Source organism: Ferruginibacter sp. HRS2-29, assembly GCF_024343615.1.
GTDB lineage: Bacteria > Bacteroidota > Bacteroidia > Chitinophagales > Chitinophagaceae > Ferruginibacter.
The window spans coordinates 36,699-56,157 of record NZ_RJUB01000144.1 but is presented as its reverse complement, the minus strand read 5'-3'; the positions used below and the strand labels follow the sequence as shown (position 1 = coordinate 56,157).

Genomic DNA, 19,459 nt, shown 5'->3' with positions numbered 1-19,459 from the left:
ATTGAAATTCAAAGTCACCATATCGATGACCCTTGTAGTAGCGCTGATGGCAGCATTGCTTGGTGCAGCTAAAGACGATGGCTTTGGCCCATACAAACCTACCCCGCTGAAACTCTCCATACCAAAGGGCTGGCCAAAACCTAATTCGGATATTTTTGCAAAAAACAAACTGACCGAAGAAGGCTTTGAACTTGGAAGAAAATTATTTTACGATGGCAACCTCAGTAAAGACGGCGCCACCAGTTGCGGCAGCTGCCATCAGCAGTTTGCAGCATTCAGCACGTACGATCACGATCTTAGCCATGGTATCAACAACACCTTCACCGATCGCAATGCACCGTCGCTTGTAAATCTTGCCTGGATGACTTCCTATCATTGGGATGGCGGCATAAACCATATCGAAGTGCAGCCACTCAGCCCCATCACTGCGCATAACGAGATGGGGGAAACGCTGGAGAACATCATCGCGAAGCTCAATGCCGACAGCAGCTACAGCCGTTATTTCAAAGCCGCTTTCGGTGATAAGGCCATCACCAGCCAACGCATTTTAAAAGCGCTGGCGCAATTCACCGGTAGCCTCATCAGCTCCAACAGCCGTTACGATCAATGGAAGAACGGTACGTTGAAATTTACGCCGGTAGAAGAATCGGGCTATGCATTGTATAAAGCCAATTGCTCTTCGTGCCACCGGGAACCTTTGTTTACCGACAACAGTTTCCACAACAATGGCCTTCCGCTCAACAGGTTTGGCGATGCAGGCAGGCAGCGGATCACAGGGCTTTCGTCAGATTCATTGAAATTCAAAGTACCCAGCCTGCGCAATGTGCAATACAGCGTGCCTTATATGCACGACGGCCGTTTCAACGATCTTGATAAAGTGATCACGCATTATACATCCGGCATCAATTATCTGCAACCAACCTTAGATAGTATTCTTCAAAAACCGATCGTATTTACCGAAAGGCAAAAACTGGAGCTGATCTATTTTCTTTATACCCTCACCGATACCAGCTTTACAAAGAATAAACGTTTTGCGCCTGCGCAACCAATAACAATCAAACACTAAATCAAATTATACATTTAAATTTGATGAAAATTTAGGGATCCATTGAGCAGCATAAAAAAATTAGCGGGTGAAACAATCTGGTATGGCGGAAGTACGATCGCGGCAAAGCTGATCAATCTTTTACTGACTCCTTTTCTTACTTATACGCTGGCCAATACCAGCGATTATGGCAAGAATGGCCTGGTGTATGCCTTGATACCCATTTTCAATATCATTTTCACTTATGGATTTGAAACCGCTTATTTCCGTTTTTCCGGAAATAAGGAAGGAAGCACCAAGCTCTACAGTACCGCATCGCTTTCCTTGTTCTTCTCTACGATATTATTTACCATTATCCTCTGGTTCAACAAAGACCTGTTGGGTAAATCCATCGGGCTTGAAGAATATCCCGGTATCATCAAGCTGATGATACTCATCATTGCTACAGATACGCTCGCGGCCATTCCGTTTGCCCGCCTCCGGCAGGAAGGAAGGCCACGAAAATTTGCTGCTGCAAAAGTGCTGGGCATCATCGTAAACGTGATCCTTACCTGGTTCTTCATCGGTTATTGCCCTTCACATTATGCCGCAGATCATTCCGGCTGGGTATCGCTGGTGTATGACCCTAAACTTAACCCCATAACCTATGTATTGCTGGCAAACCTGATCCAGTCCATCATCACCCTGCTGTTCCTCTTCCGTGAGATCATGCAGGTGCGTTTTGAATTCGACACGGAATTGTGGAAGAAGATGATGATATATGCGCTGCCTTTGATCCTTGTTGGAATGGGCGGAATGATCAACGAAACCATGGACAGGCTGATGATCCGCTGGTGGCTGCCCGGCACCGAAAAATTCCGCGAAGAACAGGTAGGTATTTACAACGCCTGTTATAAATTATCTATCCTGATCACCTTATTCATCCAGGCTTTCAAGATGAGCGCCGAGCCTTTCTTTTTCAAACAGGCAGAAGGCGTCAACCCTCAAAAAGTGTACGCCCGTGTGATGAAATTTTTTGTCATCATCATTTCAGTAATGTTCCTGGTGGTAAGTTTGTTTGTGCCGGTATGGAAATACTTCATCGGCCCCAAATACTGGGGCGGGCTCGGCGTAGTGCCGGTGCTGCTGATGGCGAATATATTTCTCGGCATCTATTACAACCTGAGTGTTTGGTACAAACTCAGCAACAAGACCATCTATGGCGCGTGGGTAACGCTGCTGGGCGCCGGCATCACCATCCTTATAAACTATTTCTTCATTCCTGAATATGGCTTTGTAGCCTGTTCATGGGCTACTTTCCTTTGTTATGGCACCATGATGGTGGTATCTTTTACCTGGGGACAAAAGCATTACCGCATACCATACGCATGGAAAAAACTGGTGGCATACCTGGTGATCGTAGGGATATTGTTTTTCATTCACAAAGGATTGATCAGCATTTACCCGAATACCTATTTCCACTTTGCCACAGGCGCCTTATTACTGTTCCTTTATTGTCGTTTCCTTGGCCTGGTAGAACACAAGGAGTTTGCCAAACTGCCTTATGTTGGAAAATATTTCATCCGTAAGAAATGAGAAAAGTATTGCAATATCTTTTGAAGCGGCCGCTTACGTGGATGGGAAATAAACTGGCCGCAAGCCCGAAAAAAGAAGTCGTATTCAAATCGCTCACCACATTGTACACCAGTAGCCGCGAGGCGAAAAATGAAAACATCAAAGTGATGGAGGTTGCCTGCAGCAAAGACAGGTTCATCATTTTCAGTGATCAGCATAAAGGAAATAAAAGCTGGGCCGACGATTTCAAAGGCTCTGAAACAAACTATGTGGCGGCATTGAATTACTATTACAAGCAAGGATACAGTTTCATCAATCTCGGCGACAGTGAAGAACTCTGGAAGTTCAAGGCAGGGGAAATTTTACCGGCCAATGAAAGATCATTCGCCGCAGAATCTGCGTTTCAGCCTGACCGTTATTACAAGACATTTGGCAATCACGACATCATCTGGAAGAACAAACTGGATGTAAGTTTTTTGCTCAAAAAATATTTCCAGATGCCATTGCCGGTACACGAAGGCATCGTGCTGAAATGCAGTCATGGTGATATTTCTTTCGACATTTTCCTGACGCATGGTCACCAGGGCGATATGATGAGTGACAACAACGCCTTCAGCACCTGGATCGTGGCACATATCTGGATGCCATTGCAGCGTTTTCTCCGGCTCAACATCAATGCCCCCAGCAAAGATTTTTCGCTGCGCAATAACCACAACAAAATGATGCACGAATGGAGCAGCGAACGTACTAATCTTATTCTTGTGACGGGGCATACACATCAGCCGGTTTTTGCCTCCGGCAAATATTACAATCACCCTTCCAACAAGATCGATGTAAAAGGTCCGCAGCAGGATGTAAAACCTTCTTACTTCAACACAGGCTGCTGCTGCTACGATGATGGCGACATCACCGGCATTGAGATCGCCGATGGATTTATCCGGCTGATAAAATGGTATGATGAAGAAGTGTTTTCTAAAAGGATGGTGCTGGAGGAAAAGGAGATCGGGGAATTGCTGAAAGACCTGAGTAATGGATAATTGATAATGGATAATGGATAATATCTTCAGCCTGTAGCCTGTTAAATAATGAAACAATTTCCTGCTTGAAAGAATACATTATCCATTATCCATTATCAATTATCCATTAATTATAAGTATTTCTGCACCAAAGAATACAAAACCTTCCTCTCTGCTTCACTCAACTCCCCTGCTTTTTCTTCCCCAATAAAATGCCTGCGAAAAGATTGTATGGCCGAAGGTAATTTTGAAACATCATACCCTACTACCCGTAACGCATAGACGCTGTTGAAATCCGGTGGAACAACCATGCCTGTTGTATCTGAATACCAGAGCCCGAATCCCTTATCAGCCAGCTTCTTCCAGGGAAAAGTCACATTAGGGTCGTTCTTGCGTGTGGGGGCAATATCGCCGTGGCCGATGAAATTCATCGCGGGAATGCCGTAAGTTTTTTTCAAAGTTGCCAGCAGGCCCATCAGCGTATTGAGTTGCGCAGCAGAAAAAGTATCTATTCCATTATTGTCTATTTCTATACCAATGGACGAGGAGTTGACATCTGTATTGCTGCCCCATTTTGCCGAACCTGCATGCCATGCTCTCAGGTAATCGTTGAGCATATGATGTAATGTACCATCCTTGCAGATCACATAATGTGCGCTCACCTGCGTGCGTTCGAGCGTAAAAGTCTGCAGCGTTTGCTCACAGCTGTTTTGAGCCGTATGATGTATGATCACCATATTGGGTTTGCGCATCCCGAAATTGGTGGTGCCTGCCCAGTATGGCGGCAATTTCAGCGAATCAGCCACCACAGAGTCTTTCGGCTGCGACCTGATGTTCTTCGCATATTCACTGGCTTTTTTCCTGTACACTTTATTGGTAGCCGAATAGGGATTTTTTGCGCAGGCGAAAAACAACATGGTACAGGAAGCGATGAACAGGAAAGTATTTTTCATAAAAAGAGATGATGGTAAAAAAAGTATAAAGTTAGTTACATTCCATCCCAAAAAAAGCCACAGCAATGAATTGTTTCTCCGCTGCTGTGGCAATAGATCGTCTGTTTATTTTTTAGTCATCATCCTGTACACCGCCAGTACGATGATGGCGCCGGCTACTGAGCTTACATAACTATGCCAGTTCCAGCCGATGGCATCCCTCCAGCCCAATAAATATTTTGCGATCGCTCCTCCCACAAAAGCCCCTACAATACCTACGATGATGGTAACGATCCAGCCACCGGGATCTTCGCCCCGATGCAACATTTTAGCGATAGCGCCGGCAATGAGACCAAATAAGATCCATGATAAGATTCCCATGTTGTTGAGTTTAGGTTTATTAAATGACAAGGCCCGTTAAATATACTCTTTAAGGCAGTAAAAAAGCGTGATCCGTTGTTGTTTTTCCCCTTTTTTTATCCCGCGATCAGCTTAATCTTGGGAATGAAAATTTCTTTGGTCATTCCCTTCTGGAAAACGGCTCCTTTTATACGTTTGCTGCTGCCACTCATCGCAGGGATATTGGTGCAATGGTATGCCAGGTGTAGCTTAAGTTCAATAATGATCAGCTGTTCCTTTTTCTGCGCTGCAATAGCGGTATTTCATTATCTGCCACTTTCAGTACGGTACAAATTCAGGAAGCTTCAAGGCCTGCTGCTACATGGAGTGATAATGAGCATCGCCCTTTTCATCGGCCGGCAAAAAGATGGCCGCCATCAGCTGCACTGGTATGGAAATGCTTACCGCGACAGCGTTTCTCTCATAGTAACCATCAACGAACCTCCTGTACAAAAAGCGAGATCGCTGAAAGCTGAAGCCATCGTGGAGCAATTGATCTCCGGCGATACCATGCAGACTGCTTCAGGAAAAATGATCCTCTATTTTTTATCGGACAGCAGCGCTCCCGTTATCGCTTATGGCGACCGGATCATTTTTTCCAAACCTTTGCAGGTCATTAAAAATTCCGGCAACCCCGGTGCATTCGATTACAGGCGGTATGCAGGTTTTCAGCAACTCTATCACACGGTCTATCTCAGAAAAAATGATTACCGTGTATTAAGTAAAAATAATCAGCCGGTTTTTCAACAATGGCTTTTTGCTGCACGGGATCATATCATTTTCACTTTGCAAAAACATTTACCCGAAAAAGGGAATGTGCAGGGTATCGCCGAAGCCTTGCTCATAGGCTATAAAGCCGACCTCGACAAAGACCTGGTGCAGGCCTACAGCAATGCAGGCGTGGTGCATATCATCGCCATTTCGGGGCTTCACCTCGGGCTGATCTATATTTTGCTGGTATGGTTGCTGGACAGGGCACCGTTGATAAAAAGGTCTAAGCTCTTGAAAGTGATGCTGGTGCTGCTTTTTCTCTGGCTGTTTTCGTTGCTTACCGGTGCATCGGCTTCTGTTTTGCGCAGCGCCGTCATGTTCACCTGCATCATCATCGGGAAAAATTATTTCCGGCAGGCATCCATTTACAATTCGCTGGCGGCATCGGCATTTTTATTGCTTTGTTATGATCCGTTTTTTTTGTGGGATGTAGGTTTTCAATTGAGTTACCTTGCCGTATATGGGATCGTATGGCTGCAAAAGCCGATCTATCATGCCTGGTACATTAAAAACAAATGGCTGAGCAAGATCTGGGAAATGGCCGCTGTTACCATAGCCGCCCAGCTGATCACTTTCCCTGCCTGCCTGTTTTATTTTCACCAGTTCCCCAATCTTTTCCTGCTGACCAACCTGGTGGCCGTGCCTTTGTCGACACTCATTCTTTTTATAGAAATAATATTGGTGACATTTTCCCGGATCCCATTGCTGGCCACCATCACCGCCCGGTTAACGGAATGGCTGATACAACTGATGAATTACCTCATCACCAAAAGCATTGCAATTCCTTATTCGGTTACGGATAATATTTTTTCAACAGCATTAACCACTTACCTGCTTTATGGAGTGGTGTTACTGTGCTGTGCAGGATGGCTGAACAAAAACAAAAAACTGCTGATGGGTTCGATGATCTGCCTGGTGGCGATGACAGCTGTATACAGTGCCGCTGATATTGCTGCGCAAAAACAACAAAAGGTCATTATTTATAATGTGCCGAAATGCCAGGCGATCGATCTTGTTCAGGGAATGGATTACCATTTCATCGGCGACAGTATGCTGAGCAAAGATGGGCAGTTACAGAATTTTCACCTGAAACCCGGCCGCGTATTATTTCATTTAAAAAACCGTATGAATAATTGGCGTCAAGCCAGTCATTACAAAAACCTGTGGCAATGTGGCAAATCCAGCATCCTGATCGTTGACAGCCCCCTTTCTTTTGCCCCGTTGGAAAACAGGATCCCTATCGACATCCTGCTTATTTCAAAAAACCCACGGCTCAAAATACCCGGTATCACCAATGCTTTCAGGCCTTCCGTAGTTGTTTTTGACGGTTCTAACAGCTTGTGGAAAATAACGCAATGGAAAAGAGAGTGCGAACAATTACTTTTGCGGAACTTTTCGGTGGCGGATGAAGGTGCTTTTATACTCGACACAACCGACTGACCGCACGTTTTCTCTACCAAAAGCCTCGTTTGCTGCTTCTTTTTTAACCATTCATCATTAACCGGTATTCAATGCAACAAAAAATCAAATCTGCCCTCATTTCTGTTTTTTACAAAGATGGCCTGGAAAATATCGTAAAACTGCTCGACCAGCAAGGAGTAACCATTTACAGCACCGGCGGCACCCAGGATTTCATCGAAAAACTCGGCGTAAAATGTGTGCCTGTAGAATCATTGACCTCTTACCCTTCCATATTGGGCGGCAGGGTGAAGACTTTGCATCCTTCCGTTTTTGGGGGCATCCTTGGTAAACGGGAAGACACTACCCACCTGGCAGAAATGGCGGAATATAAAATCCCTGAGATCGATCTTGTGATCGTAGACCTGTACCCGTTTGAAGAAACCGTAAAGTCCACTACAGATGAAAGCCTCATCATTGAAAAGATCGATATTGGCGGCCCATCGATGATACGGGCGGCTGCAAAAAACCATCAATCTGTGGTAGTGGTTGCTGCAAAAAAAGATTACAGTTTACTGGAAGAAATACTGGCTTCGCAAAATGGCGAAACCACATTGGCTCAGCGCCGCACATTCGCCATCAAAGCATTTGATGTGTGCACACAATACGACACGGCTATCTCTTCATATTTCAATGGCATCAGCATTGAAACGCCATTCAATAAAGAATCCAAGACATTACGCTACGGCGAAAACCCGCATCAGTCGGCGACTTATTTTGGTAACCTCGGTGAAATATTTACTCAACTGCATGGCAAAGAACTCAGCTATAACAATCTCGTTGATGTGGACGCGGCGATACAATTGTCGAAAGACCTGCAGGAAAACGACGAAGCCGTTTTTGCCATCATCAAGCACAATAACGTATGTGGTGTAGCTATCCGCGGCACGTTGAAAGAAGCCTGGGATACCGCCTTGGCCGGCGACCCGGAAAGCGCTTTTGGTGGTGTACTGGTATGCAATAAAACAGTTGATCCGCCTACAGCGAATGCTATCAACGAATTGTTTTTTGAAGTACTGATAGCTCCTGCATTTGACAATGATGCACTGGAAGTGTTGAAACAAAAGAAAAACCGTATCCTGTTGCAGGTAAAACAATTTCCTGCCGCAACTATTCAATACAAGTCATTACTGAACGGGATGTTGCTGCAGCAAAACGATGAAGGCAATTATGCAGAATGGAAAGAAGTGGGTGGCCGCGAATCCAATGCCACTGAAAAAGAAGACCTGGTATTTGCCAACATCATTGCCAAACATCTGAAGAGCAATTCCATTTCGCTGGTGAAGAACAAACAGATGATCGGGAAAGGTTGCGGACAAACCAGCCGCATCGATTCTCTGCGCCAGGCGATAGAAAAAGCCAAACAATTTGGCGCAGACCTGAATGGGGCTGTATTAGGCAGTGATGCGTTCTTCCCGTTTGACGACTGCGTAAAGATCGCTCACCAGAATGGCATTGGCGCATTCATCCAGCCGGGCGGCTCCATCCGCGATGCAGACAGCATAGCTTACTGCAAAGACAATGGCCTGGTGATGGTGATCACGGGTTTGAGGCATTTTAAACACTAAAGAATCTATGATGTATGATCTGCGATCTATGATCAATAGAACAATTCAGATCATACATCACAGATCATAGATTTTATGAACGGCAAAGGAAAAGGTTACATCGCACTCTCCATCACGAGCATCGTGTGGGGCACTACGTGGGTGGCCAGCAAGATCGGCGTAAAAGAAGTCCCTGCATTGCAGATGGCTTCCATACGCCAGTTCCTCGCCGGTACATTCCTGGTAGCTTTTTTTCTTATTTATAAAAAAATGCCTTTGCCTACGGCAAAGCAATTTCGCTGGCTGCTGGTGATGGCATTTCTCATGTTCGTTTTTGCGAATGGATTCAGCATGTGGGGTATACAATATATTCCTGCCGGGCTGGGCGCTTTGATCGGCGCCCTCTATCCATTAAGCGTGGTGGTGATCGAACGGGTTTTTCTGAAAAAGAAAAACATGACAGCCATAACTTTTATAGGGCTTTTTTTAGGCATCGCCGGCATCGCCATTGTATTTTACGAACACGCGTTTGCACACCAGGGACCTAATTTCTTTTTGGGGCTATGCCTTTCCATTTTTGCCATGCTGGCCTGGAGCCTCGGTACCGTTTTTCTTTCGCGGAATAAGGCTAATCTGAATCCGTATTATGGCACAGGCTGGCAAATGCTGATCGGATCTGTCATCTTATTCATCATGGCATATACCACGCAAAAACCGGTGAACATATTTTCCATCAGCATCAACACCTGGGGCATCATCGCATATCTTGTTGCGGTGGGATCTGTGGGTGCTTTCATCGCATTCATTTACTCCATGAAAAAGCTGCCCGCGGCAATCGCTTCATTGTATGCATATATCAATCCGCTGGTAGCCATGCTGGCAGCTTCTTTCCTGCTGAACGAACATCTTACCATGAACATCTTATGGGGATCCATCGTAACGCTGTCCGGCGTTTACCTGGTAAATTACAGCATCAAAAAAACGAATGAAAAGATCATCGCGGAAGCTGAGTTATAAACCGCTGGTACATTTCGCGCCAGCCATCAAATTGCCTGGAAGTCCCTAAAAAATTATTGTGAAATATCGTGATCAGCCGGCCATTGGCGGCTTTGCAGGCATCGTAGTAATATTGCAGTTCATCATACGACTCGGCGGCCTGTTGTTTCTGTTCAAAAAAACTGTTCGCATCCATGAAACAAAACGGATGCAACCTGAGCCTTGTCACCTGTTCGGCATCAAGATCGTACCAATTGAACGACGATGCTACCGATGCCCTGAAACCGTTGATGCTGCCGTAGCCCATACTATGTTCATGAGTGATCCCTGCATCGAGCAGATGGCGAAAAGTATCGGGTAATGCCAGTTTTATGTAATGCTGTCGTGACAAATTCACTTCCATTTTGCCCGCAGTTTCTACAATACGTTTTTCTTTTTTTATCAATTCCGGCTTTTCAAAACTTCTCCATGAAGGATGAATACCGACCCGGTATTTTTTTGCGTGCTGCCGCATCAGTTGCCACATGGCATAAGCATATGGCGAAAGGTTCTTATCGTATTCACCTTGCGAAGTAGCTACCAGGAAAAAATAAACTGGTTGTAGTCCATACGACCGGTGAAGATTATCCAGAAAATCATACGCATCGTAGGGATCTTTCTTTAGCCGCAGCAATACATTCACTCTTTCCATTGAAGGCGATTTGATGAAACCGCCAAGATTGCGCAGCAATCCTTTATTGCGATAAGAATAGGCGATATCAATATCGTAAGTAGGAGTAAAGCTGAATTCAGGAAATTGAAAACTGATGGCAGGGAATTTCGTATGCAACGCTTTCGCAAAATCCTGTATCCAGAAATTCACCAGTGGCTTGTTTAAAAAACCTTCTTTAAACGCCAATGAATTTTCATGTGCATATCTCCCGTACATATCTTTTGTGTGGGGAAGATATTCTTCATAACGGCTGAGCAGATAAAATGATGCCGCAAAAATATCAAATGGAAAATCGCTGTCCTCAATTTTGAAAAACGCTTTATTACCATTCGCTTCAAAACATTCGATGGCTTGCGCCTTTACTCCTGTTTCAAAAAGAAGACCTGTATTCCTAATGGCAAAACCATTGTTGGCAAATATCGCTTTGCTGTAATTGACCTTGGGCCCATCGTGTGCTGCAAAGCCATCCGCGTCGAGGGTAAGGCTGTAAGTGATCCCCAGTTGCTCCTTAAAAATGAACTGGCAGATATATTGCAACCGGTAAGAAGTGACAGCACTGTAGATCAATAGCATGTGCGGTATTATTTTTTATATCGTTCCTTCCACATCTGGTTGAAGGTTTTCTTGCTGAAATCGAGGTTGGCTCTGTGTTTGTTCCAATCTTTAAACAATCCGTTCACCACTTTGTTCTTCAACGGGCCGCTGCCCAGGTTCATTATCCCTCTTTTGAGGCTTGCCAGTTTCCACATTTTCCATGCCGCACGTTCTGCAAAACTGGTCAATCCTTCTTCCACCGCTTCCTTCCTGTTATCGAGCAGCAGCTCATGCAGGTTGATCTTCACCGCACATACTTCCGTGCAGTTTCCGCAAAGAGAGGACGCATAACTCAGGTGCCTGAAATCTTCCATCCCTTTCAGGTTGGGCGTGATCACGCTCCCGATCGGGCCACTGTAAGTGGTACCGTAAGTATGACCGCCGATATTTTTATACACCGGACAAGCGTTGAGGCAGGCGCCGCAGCGGATACAATAAAGGCTTTCGCGTTGGACAGGATTTTGTAAAATATTCGTGCGCCCGTTGTCGAGCAGTATCACATACATTTCTTCCGGGCCATCGGTCTCATTTTCCTGCCTCGGGCCGGTGATGATGCTATTGTAAACTGTTATTTTCTGCCCCGTACCAAACGTGCTCAGCAATGGCCAAAACAAGGCCAGGTCGGTCACAGAAGGTATCATTTTTTCAATGCCCACCACCACGATATGTGTTTTTGGGAAAGCGCAGCTCAGGCGGGCATTACCTTCGTTTTCGGTTACGGCTATACCACCGATATCGCTGATGATGAAATTGGCGCCGGTAACACCCACTTCGGCCTGTACGTATTTTTCCCGCAGTATCTGCCGGGCCACCTGGGTTAGTTCTGCAGGTGTATAATTGATCGGTGTTCCTAATTTCTCATGGAAAAGTTTCGCCACATCTTCCTTGCTTTTGTGCATGGCCGGCGTTACGATATGATAGGGTGGCTCACCATCGAGTTGCTGAATGTATTCGCCGAGATCCGTTTCCACACTTTCGATGCCATTTTTTTCCATGGCCGCATTGAGGTGTATTTCCTCCGTAGCCATGCTTTTGCTTTTCACCAGCGTCTTGCAGTTTTTTTCTTTGCAGATGCGTATGATCTCTTCAATGGCCTGCTCCGTGGTTTCCGCCCAGATCACTTTACCGCCCCGCTTGCTGAAATTGAGTTCAAACTCTTCCAGTTGCTGATCCAGTGTTTCAATCGCCCGCCACTTGATATTTTTCGCACGCTCCCGCGCCAGGTGCACATCGTCAAATTGCTGCTTGCCTTGCGGCACAACGGCATTGTAACGGCCAATATTGAAATTGATCGTTTTGCGGTGCTGCATATCAGCCGCCCGGATAGTGCTCTTGGCTAAAAATGTTTCTGAATTCTCTGACATCCAAGGTGAAATTGTGTAAGCAAAAGTAATGGATAATGAGAGAATGGATAATGGATAATGTTTTCCCCTGAAAACTGTAATAAATTATCGATAGTCCTTTCGATCGAAAACGTTATCAATTATCCATTATTTTTCTGTTCCCAAACAACATCAGCTTTTCCTCATCATTTGGCAGGTAAATGAATTCTTCAAATATGAGCCCAAGCTTTTTGAGCAACCGGATAGATTGTTCATTGTCTTCTGTGGTGATCGCCACAATACGTTTCAACGCGAATTTTTTTCTGCCATATTCCATTACCGCCGAAGCGATCTCGAAGGCATAACCTTTTCCTTCAAACGCAGGCATCATGGCAAAGCCGATATCCACATCCGCCAATCCTTCGCGCCGTATCAATCCGCACATACCCACCGGTTCGCCGCTTTTCAATAAAAAAAGCCAGAGGCCGAAATCATTTTCATGATAGCTACGCAACGGGCCATTGATGAGATATGTTTCCGCATCTTTTACCGATCTCACTTTGCGGTCGCCGATGAATCTTAAAAATCCCGGGGTATTGAGCAACCCCAGGATAAATGGTGCATCATCAGTTGTCAACTTCCGTAATGTCAATCTTTGTGTAGATAACAGGTTTACCATAACTTATAATTATCAGTGAAGTGTCATGACACTGTCAACAAAAAAAGTTCTATTTACTCTTCTCGTAAATGCTTTTTCCATATTGTAAAGCAACTCCTTTCATTAAGTGTCACATTTGCACAAATTCAAAAGCTGCAGAGTGGCGATTACCAATCGCAGCAATTTATTTCCAAAATTAATGATATGAAAATAATCGGTTTTGTACTGGCAGGTTTGTTTGCAGGGAATGCATTTGCACAGGAAGATACTACTGTGAAAAAGCTCGGAGAAGTGATCGTTACCGGGCAATACAAGCCACAAAGCCTGAAAAGTTCGGTATACCAGGTAAGGGTGATCTCTCACGAGCAGATCCTGCGCCAGGCCCCTGCCAATGTACAGGATGTGCTGAACAAACAATTGAATATTCAATGGTCGCAGGATCCGGCTACCGGTGGTGCCGGTATTACTATGATGGGCCTCTCCGGACAAAATGTAAAGATCCTGCTGGATGGTGTACCATTTATCGGCCGCCAGGGAACCGGCAACGAGATCAACATCAACCAGCTAGATATAAATACGATCGAACGGATTGAAATAGTGGAAGGACCAATGTCGGTGATCTATGGAGCCGATGCATTGGCAGGTGTTATCAATATCATCACCAAAAAACCGGGCCGCAGTAAATTTTCTGTGACTGCAAGGGTTCAGGAAGAAACGGTAGGAAAAGAATATGATTTCAACCGTGGCATCCACAACCAATATCTTGGGGCGAGTTACAATTACAAAAACTGGTATTTCAGTGGCGCTGTCGGCCGCAATCTTTTCCTGGGATGGAAAGATACCGCTATCGGAAGGGAATTGCTCTGGCACAAAAAAGACCAGGTCACCGGCAACGGCGTGATCGGCTACCGGAAAGGCGGACTGAATGTTTATTATCGTTTCGACGGACTGGATGAGATCATCAACAACCCGGCCAATCCAGAAAATAACAATCCTGCGGTAGACCAGGATTATATCACCGACAGGGCGATGCACCAGGTTCAGGGTACGTATACCTTCAATTCAAAGCTGGTAGCAAATGCTTTGGCTTCTTATACCCATTTCACCCGCCAGGTATATTCTACTTTATATTATCCGAACGGCGATGTGCGGGTAGCAACGGCTCCCGGGCTGCACAGCCTCAACACTACTGATGGCGGCATTTTCCGCGGATCGGTAGTGTATACCCCATCACAATTCATTTCTTTTCAACCGGGTGTAGATATCAATCTTGAAAGCGGCGAAGGCGATCGTGTAAAAGATGGCAAACAATCAATTGAAGATTACGCGTTCTTCATCACCTCGGAAATAAAACCATTGAGCTGGCTGAACATCAGGCCGGGATTGCGTTTCATCCACAACTCAGACTACGATGCGCCGCCAGTGGTTCCAAGCCTGAACACAAAGATCGTGCTCAACAAAGACCTTGACCTGCGCCTGGCATATGCAAGAGGCTTCAGGGCCCCATCTATCCGGGAACTGTATTTCGATTTCAATGATGCCAACCACAATATTCTCGGTAACCCTGATCTGAAAGCTGAAAATTCCAACAGTTACACCGGTTCACTCAGCTGGCAGAAAAGGCTTGATAAAGATTATTCATTGACTGCTACTTTGAGCGGTTTTTATAATGAAGTGAATGACAATATCACGATTGCGCTGGATGTCAACAATCCTTCTGTATTCAAATACATCAATGCTTACAAATTTAAAACGGTTGGTGGAACAGCCGGTGTTGAGTTGCACAACAAAAACCTCACTGCTGCATTGGGTTATTCTCACACCGGCAGGTACAACCAACTGAGGGAAGAAGATAAATCTTTGCCTGAATTCAAATATGCTTCTGAGATCAACGCGACAGTTGGATACAACTTCACCAAGATAGGGCTCAACGCCAACCTTTTTTACAAATTCACGGGCAAACTGCCGCAATATGTAACGGATAATAACAACGTTATCGTTCTTTCCGAAACCGAGGGCTACCATACTGCCGATCTTACGGTGAATAAAAAACTATTCGGAATGTTTACGCTCAATGCAGGTGTGCGCAACCTGTTTGATGTAACGAATATCCTGAGCAGCGCAGTTTCGGGGGGCGCACATACGGCCGGCAGCTACAGCTCGGTAGGTTATGGCCGTTCTTATTTCGCAGGACTGACATTCAACCGGAGCAAATAATCATTCGTCCTCATTAGCAAATCAATATATTTTATCCCACTAAAACAGAATCAATGAAACAACAACTGACAAAATTATTTATGCTGGCGCTCTCTGCTGTGCTGGTATTCTCCGCATGTAGAAAAGAAGATGCTCCTTTGCCGGACAACCTGGTACAATTTACCGCTGCTCTGCAGGGTATCGATGAAGGTACCAACAGCATCACCGTGAAAGTGCAGTTATCAAGAGCAACAGACAGGGACATTCCTTTAGTGATAAGCGTTACTCCCACAGGTTTTACAGGTGCGGTTAATTACACCACAAGCCCTGCGGCGGTTTCTGGGAATATTCCGGTAACAATATTAAGCGGCAGCAGCGAAGCCAGCTTTACTTTAACCAAATCTGCAGGCGCTGCTTACAGCGGAAGTGAAAAAGTTACTTTCAAGATCATCTCTTCCGGTACTCCGGTATTGATCGGTTCTACGAATGAATTCACTTTAAGCTTTTCCAAAATTACTTCTACAGGGGCTTCAACCGTAGGTAATGGCGGTGGTGCCACTTATGGCAATAAAGTTTTCTTTGATCTTAGCGCCAATGCACAGGAAAGCGTATTGCGTACCAAATGGGACCTTGGTTTTTACAGCGGCGCTGACGACTGGAGGGTTATCCTCAATTCATCTACTGCTATGATGGCAAAACAGATCAACAAGAATGACCTTACTACCGTTACCGCTGCTGATACACTGGGTTTCTCTGCAGACGTATTCTTCAATCAGACCGCACCAACCACACAGTCACTGGCATACATCGATTACCCAACAGGCGACCTGACAAAAACAGCGATCGCTGCTATCTCTGCTACCGCAACTGACAACAAAGTATACATCGTAAACCGTGGTACCGGTGTTGGAAACCCTGCTCCTGCAAGGGGTTGGAAAAAGATCCGTGTGATCCGGAATGCTTCCGGCGGTTATACTTTACAACACGCTGATATTGCTTCTGCTACTTTTACTTCAATAGATATCCCGAAGACAACTGCGTATTTTTTCAATTACGCTTCGTTTGAAAACGGGGCAGTAGCGGTAGAACCAGCTAAAGAAAAATGGGATATCGCCTGGTCTTATTTTTCCAACATGACAGACTTTGGTGGAGGTGCCGTACCGTATCTGTTCCAGGATATGATCATCCAGAACCGCAATACCAGCACAGTAAGGGTAATGACGGCCACTAAAACTTATGAAGCATTTGGAGAAGCCGATCTTACAGGCCTCGTACTATCTAACTCACAGGTTAACATCGGTTCAGACTGGCGTGCAGGTGGTGGCCCATCGAGCGCTCCGGCAGTACGTACAGACCGCTTTTACATTATAAAAGATGGTGAAAATAATTATTACAAACTTCGTTTCACTGCGCTTACGCAAGGCGGCGAAAGGGGTTACCCGGCATTTGAATATGCACTTGTTAAGAAAGGATAATAGCTGAACAATATATCACAAAAAAGCTCTGCAGGTTTGCGGAGCTTTTTCCTTTTCGCGTAAACCGTTTTCCCGTTAGGAAAGTCATGTCAATGTCAGATTGCGTTGCTTTGCATTCAACTAAAAAACAAGTTTCAATGAGAAAGATAGCAGGATTGATACTGGGAGTAGTTTTGGCAGCTTCCGCCAGCGCCCAGGCCGTAAAAGACAAACCACAGGTAGAAAAGCTTTGTGGATGCTTCGATGTGGAATTCAAATATGCGGAAACATTTTCGCCTGACCCATCTTACAAATATCATAACCGTGAAGAGATCAGTGGCGGAACCGAGCTGGTTTTCCCGGTAGAAGTAAGTGATAAAAAGATCGTGATGCAGCATTTGCTGGTGATCACTGATTCCATGATCGTAAAGCACTGGCGTGAAGACTGGACATACGAAGCCAATGAAATTTTTTCTTACAAAGGAAACAAGACCTGGAAAAAAGAAAAATTGCCTGCATCAACTGTAAAAGGCACCTGGACTCAATCAGTATGGGAAGTGAGCGATGAGCCGCGTTATCAGGGCACTGCTCCATGGCTGACTGTAGACGGCAAAAATGTATGGACCAATACCACCGATGCTCCTCTGCCAAGAAGGGAATATTCTGTAAGGAGCGATTACAATATCTTAAGGCGCACCAACAGGATCTCTATCACCAAAGATGGTTACCTGCACGAGCAGGACAACCAGAAGATCCTTCGCAGCGGGAATACGGAAAAATTGCTGGTTGCTGAAAAAGGTATCAACTCCTACAAAAGGATCGACAGCTCCAAATGTGCACCGGCATTGGCTTATTGGGAAAAGAACAAGGCTTACTGGACAAAAGTAAGATTGATCTGGGCTGATTACGTAGCAAAAAACAGTACCATCGAATTGAAAACAAAAGTGGATGGTAAAGTATTACACGAATACCTGTATGCTCTTGCTGCAGACTACCGCACAGGCAAAATAAAACCCGAAGATATTGATGCTTCTATCAAAGCCAACATCGGGAAATTCCTGGGGCATGATGATGAAACTGTAGCGCAGGCGAAATAAGTTTCAGGTTCAAATATTATAACAGAAAGTCTCCCTGGGGAGACTTTCTGTTATTGTTACCTTCATAAAAGATCACACCGCAAGTAAGTTTACTACCTTTAAAAAATAGGAAATCCTTAACCATTCCATATAGGAAGCTTTTCGTACATTGCATTTGTTGCAATACCAAATCTTCTAACATGCTAAGAGTTATTCTCCTGATCGTTTTTTTTGCCAATTCGTTTTGTTTGTCTGCACAACACAGCGTAAAATTCAAAGTGCACTATTCTGAATTGTATGCCACTTACGATTTCCTTACAAAAATAAGCTCTGGCTATCCCGACAATGACCTGAAAACCATTTTCGAAAAATCATTATACAATACCGCCGGTGCCCTCAAAATGATCGAAGATTTTTCGCAAATCCGGATTGATTACTCCTACCCGTTTGCCCAATATCCTTCGCCCCTGAAAGTAGGTTTTATGTCGCGTGATTTTATAGAAAAGAATCTCGCGATCAGCCAGTCGATAGAAGAATTTAAAGAAAAGTCTGCGGGAATAATACCCAACGAGGATCTTGTTGCCTTTTCAAAAACAATCGAAATTTTTACCTCCATATATCGCGAACTGGTTTTCGAACCTAATAAAGCTTCATTTACCCAACAACAAAATAGCCTGCAGGAATATGTTGACAATAATAAATTCGCTGATTTTTTTGATAAGGGCATAGCTTTTTATGATGTTTTGTGGGACCCCACCATTCCCTTTGACATCTGCCTTTTGCCGTCATACGAAAAAGGCAATCTTGGTGCCAGGGCATTTATCAATGTAGCCATTTGCGAGCCACCCGTCAATTTGAAGGATTTTACTTCTTTTTTCAGCGTGGCGATGCACGAAATTTATCATATACTGTACGACAACCAATCGCTTTCTTTAAAAAAAGATATTACAAAATGGTTCCGTGATACCCATTCGCCTAACAGCCAGTATGCGTTGTTGTTGCTGAATGAAGTACTGGCTACCGGCCTCGGCAATGGCTATCTCATGGAAAAGATAAATGGAAAGATAGATGAAGAGGATTGGTACGCGAATAAATATATTACGGGCATGGCGAAAGAAACTTACGCCTTGCTAAAAAAATATGTGGAAGAAGAAAAACCTATCGATGAAGCTTTTGTAAAAACGTATGTAAAAACGTACGATACAAAATTTGGAGACTGGAATAAAGAACTGGCGCATCTTTTTATGTACCGGTATATTATATCAGACAACCGGGATGATATTGCCTATTTCAGAAAAAATTACCGCTTTTATTCCAACAACAGAACCGGAAGCCCGGTAAGCCAGCAAGAAATAGACAGGGCAAAAGAAATGCCGGTAACAAAAGTGCTGGTTATTTCTTCACGGCACAAAGAAGTTTATGCTATTGCAAAGAATAGTTTTGATGAATTAAAAAATAGTACACCAGATCTTACAAAAGAATTCATCCGGGTTTTTACACTAAAGGACAATACAAAACTTTTTATCATTAACAGGCATCTGTCATCTGTAGAAGCATTAATGAATAAATATTTTCCCGGTAAAATAATCAAATAATGAAAAGAACGACCTCTCGTTTGACGGCAGAAAGTCAGAGAAAGCAGCATTTTCGCAGAGATAAATTTTCTTCTCCGCGAAAATGCTTTAACTCCCGGTCTCTGCGGTAAATAATCGTAACTTTATTAAAGAAC

The 19,459-nt window shown here is 44.5% G+C and carries 15 protein-coding genes; 10 read left to right on the top strand and 5 right to left on the bottom strand.

Features of this window, described 5'->3' with window-relative positions; genetic code table 11:
• Position 1 precedes the first annotated feature (1 nt).
• From EGI32_RS16860 to EGI32_RS16850, 3 genes are read left to right on the top strand one after another with little or no spacing between them, the layout of a single operon-like run.
• A complete protein-coding gene (locus EGI32_RS16860) occupies positions 2 to 1,066 on the top strand; it encodes a cytochrome-c peroxidase (RefSeq protein ID WP_255156526.1) in 1,065 nt (354 codons plus the stop codon).
• Between the two features lie 42 nt (positions 1,067 to 1,108).
• Entirely contained in the window at positions 1,109 to 2,620 is a 1,512-nt protein-coding gene (locus EGI32_RS16855) for an oligosaccharide flippase family protein (RefSeq protein ID WP_255156525.1), read from the top strand.
• The gene (locus EGI32_RS16850; protein ID WP_255156524.1) at positions 2,617 to 3,636 is read left to right on the top strand and encodes a metallophosphoesterase; all 1,020 of its coding nucleotides are present in this window, start codon (positions 2,617 to 2,619) and stop codon (positions 3,634 to 3,636) included. Before EGI32_RS16855 ends, EGI32_RS16850 begins: the two co-directional genes overlap by 4 nt.
• A gap of 110 nt (positions 3,637 to 3,746) precedes the next feature.
• On the opposite strand, the gene EGI32_RS16845 is transcribed toward EGI32_RS16850, so the two are convergent.
• Positions 3,747 to 4,568 carry an N-acetylmuramoyl-L-alanine amidase gene (locus EGI32_RS16845; RefSeq protein ID WP_255156523.1) on the bottom strand — a complete coding sequence of 274 codons (822 nt, stop codon included), beginning with the start codon at positions 4,566 to 4,568 and terminating at the stop codon, positions 3,747 to 3,749.
• A 105-nt stretch (positions 4,569 to 4,673) separates the two neighbouring features.
• Positions 4,674 to 4,928: a GlsB/YeaQ/YmgE family stress response membrane protein gene (locus EGI32_RS16840; RefSeq protein WP_255156522.1), complete on the bottom strand. Its 255-nt coding sequence runs from the start codon at positions 4,926 to 4,928 to the stop codon at positions 4,674 to 4,676.
• A gap of 123 nt (positions 4,929 to 5,051) precedes the next feature.
• Here EGI32_RS16840 and EGI32_RS16835 point away from each other — a divergent pair, with 123 nt between their 5' ends.
• The 3 genes from EGI32_RS16835 to EGI32_RS16825 all read left to right on the top strand — a co-directional run bounded on the left by EGI32_RS16835 (position 5,052) and on the right by EGI32_RS16825 (position 9,739).
• Positions 5,052 to 7,157, top strand: a complete 2,106-nt coding sequence (locus EGI32_RS16835; protein ID WP_255156521.1) for a ComEC/Rec2 family competence protein — start codon at positions 5,052 to 5,054, stop codon at positions 7,155 to 7,157.
• 71 nt (positions 7,158 to 7,228) lie between these two features.
• Positions 7,229 to 8,743 carry a bifunctional phosphoribosylaminoimidazolecarboxamide formyltransferase/IMP cyclohydrolase gene (purH, locus tag EGI32_RS16830; protein WP_255156520.1) on the top strand — a complete coding sequence of 505 codons (1,515 nt, stop codon included), beginning with the start codon at positions 7,229 to 7,231 and terminating at the stop codon, positions 8,741 to 8,743.
• Between the two features lie 75 nt (positions 8,744 to 8,818).
• Positions 8,819 to 9,739, top strand: coding sequence for a DMT family transporter (locus EGI32_RS16825; RefSeq protein ID WP_255156519.1), 921 nt, complete (start codon positions 8,819 to 8,821; stop codon positions 9,737 to 9,739).
• Here EGI32_RS16825 and EGI32_RS16820 read toward each other — a convergent pair.
• The 3 genes from EGI32_RS16820 to EGI32_RS16810 all read right to left on the bottom strand — a co-directional run bounded on the left by EGI32_RS16820 (position 9,717) and on the right by EGI32_RS16810 (position 13,025).
• Positions 9,717 to 11,003: a polysaccharide deacetylase family protein gene (locus tag EGI32_RS16820; protein ID WP_255156518.1), complete on the bottom strand. Its 1,287-nt coding sequence runs from the start codon at positions 11,001 to 11,003 to the stop codon at positions 9,717 to 9,719. The two genes, EGI32_RS16825 and EGI32_RS16820, sit on opposite strands and share 23 nt — an antisense overlap.
• Positions 11,004 to 11,011: 8 nt before the next feature.
• The gene (locus EGI32_RS16815) at positions 11,012 to 12,388 is read right to left on the bottom strand and encodes a LutB/LldF family L-lactate oxidation iron-sulfur protein (RefSeq protein WP_255156517.1); all 1,377 of its coding nucleotides are present in this window, start codon (positions 12,386 to 12,388) and stop codon (positions 11,012 to 11,014) included.
• A gap of 115 nt (positions 12,389 to 12,503) precedes the next feature.
• On the bottom strand, positions 12,504 to 13,025 hold the full coding sequence (locus EGI32_RS16810; protein WP_255156516.1) for a GNAT family N-acetyltransferase: 522 nt from the start codon (positions 13,023 to 13,025) through the stop codon (positions 12,504 to 12,506).
• 183 nt (positions 13,026 to 13,208) lie between these two features.
• On the opposite strand from EGI32_RS16810, the gene EGI32_RS16805 reads away from it, so the two are divergent.
• The 4 genes from EGI32_RS16805 to EGI32_RS16790 all read left to right on the top strand — a co-directional run bounded on the left by EGI32_RS16805 (position 13,209) and on the right by EGI32_RS16790 (position 19,325).
• Positions 13,209 to 15,221 carry a TonB-dependent siderophore receptor gene (locus EGI32_RS16805; protein ID WP_255156515.1) on the top strand — a complete coding sequence of 671 codons (2,013 nt, stop codon included), beginning with the start codon at positions 13,209 to 13,211 and terminating at the stop codon, positions 15,219 to 15,221.
• A gap of 53 nt (positions 15,222 to 15,274) precedes the next feature.
• Entirely contained in the window at positions 15,275 to 16,675 is a 1,401-nt protein-coding gene (locus EGI32_RS16800; protein WP_255156514.1) for an HmuY family protein, read from the top strand.
• Between the two features lie 137 nt (positions 16,676 to 16,812).
• Entirely contained in the window at positions 16,813 to 17,751 is a 939-nt protein-coding gene (locus EGI32_RS16795) for a DUF6607 family protein (protein ID WP_255156513.1), read from the top strand.
• Positions 17,752 to 17,930: 179 nt separating this feature from the next.
• Positions 17,931 to 19,325 carry a hypothetical protein gene (locus tag EGI32_RS16790; RefSeq protein WP_255156512.1) on the top strand — a complete coding sequence of 465 codons (1,395 nt, stop codon included), beginning with the start codon at positions 17,931 to 17,933 and terminating at the stop codon, positions 19,323 to 19,325.
• Positions 19,326 to 19,459 lie beyond the last annotated feature (134 nt).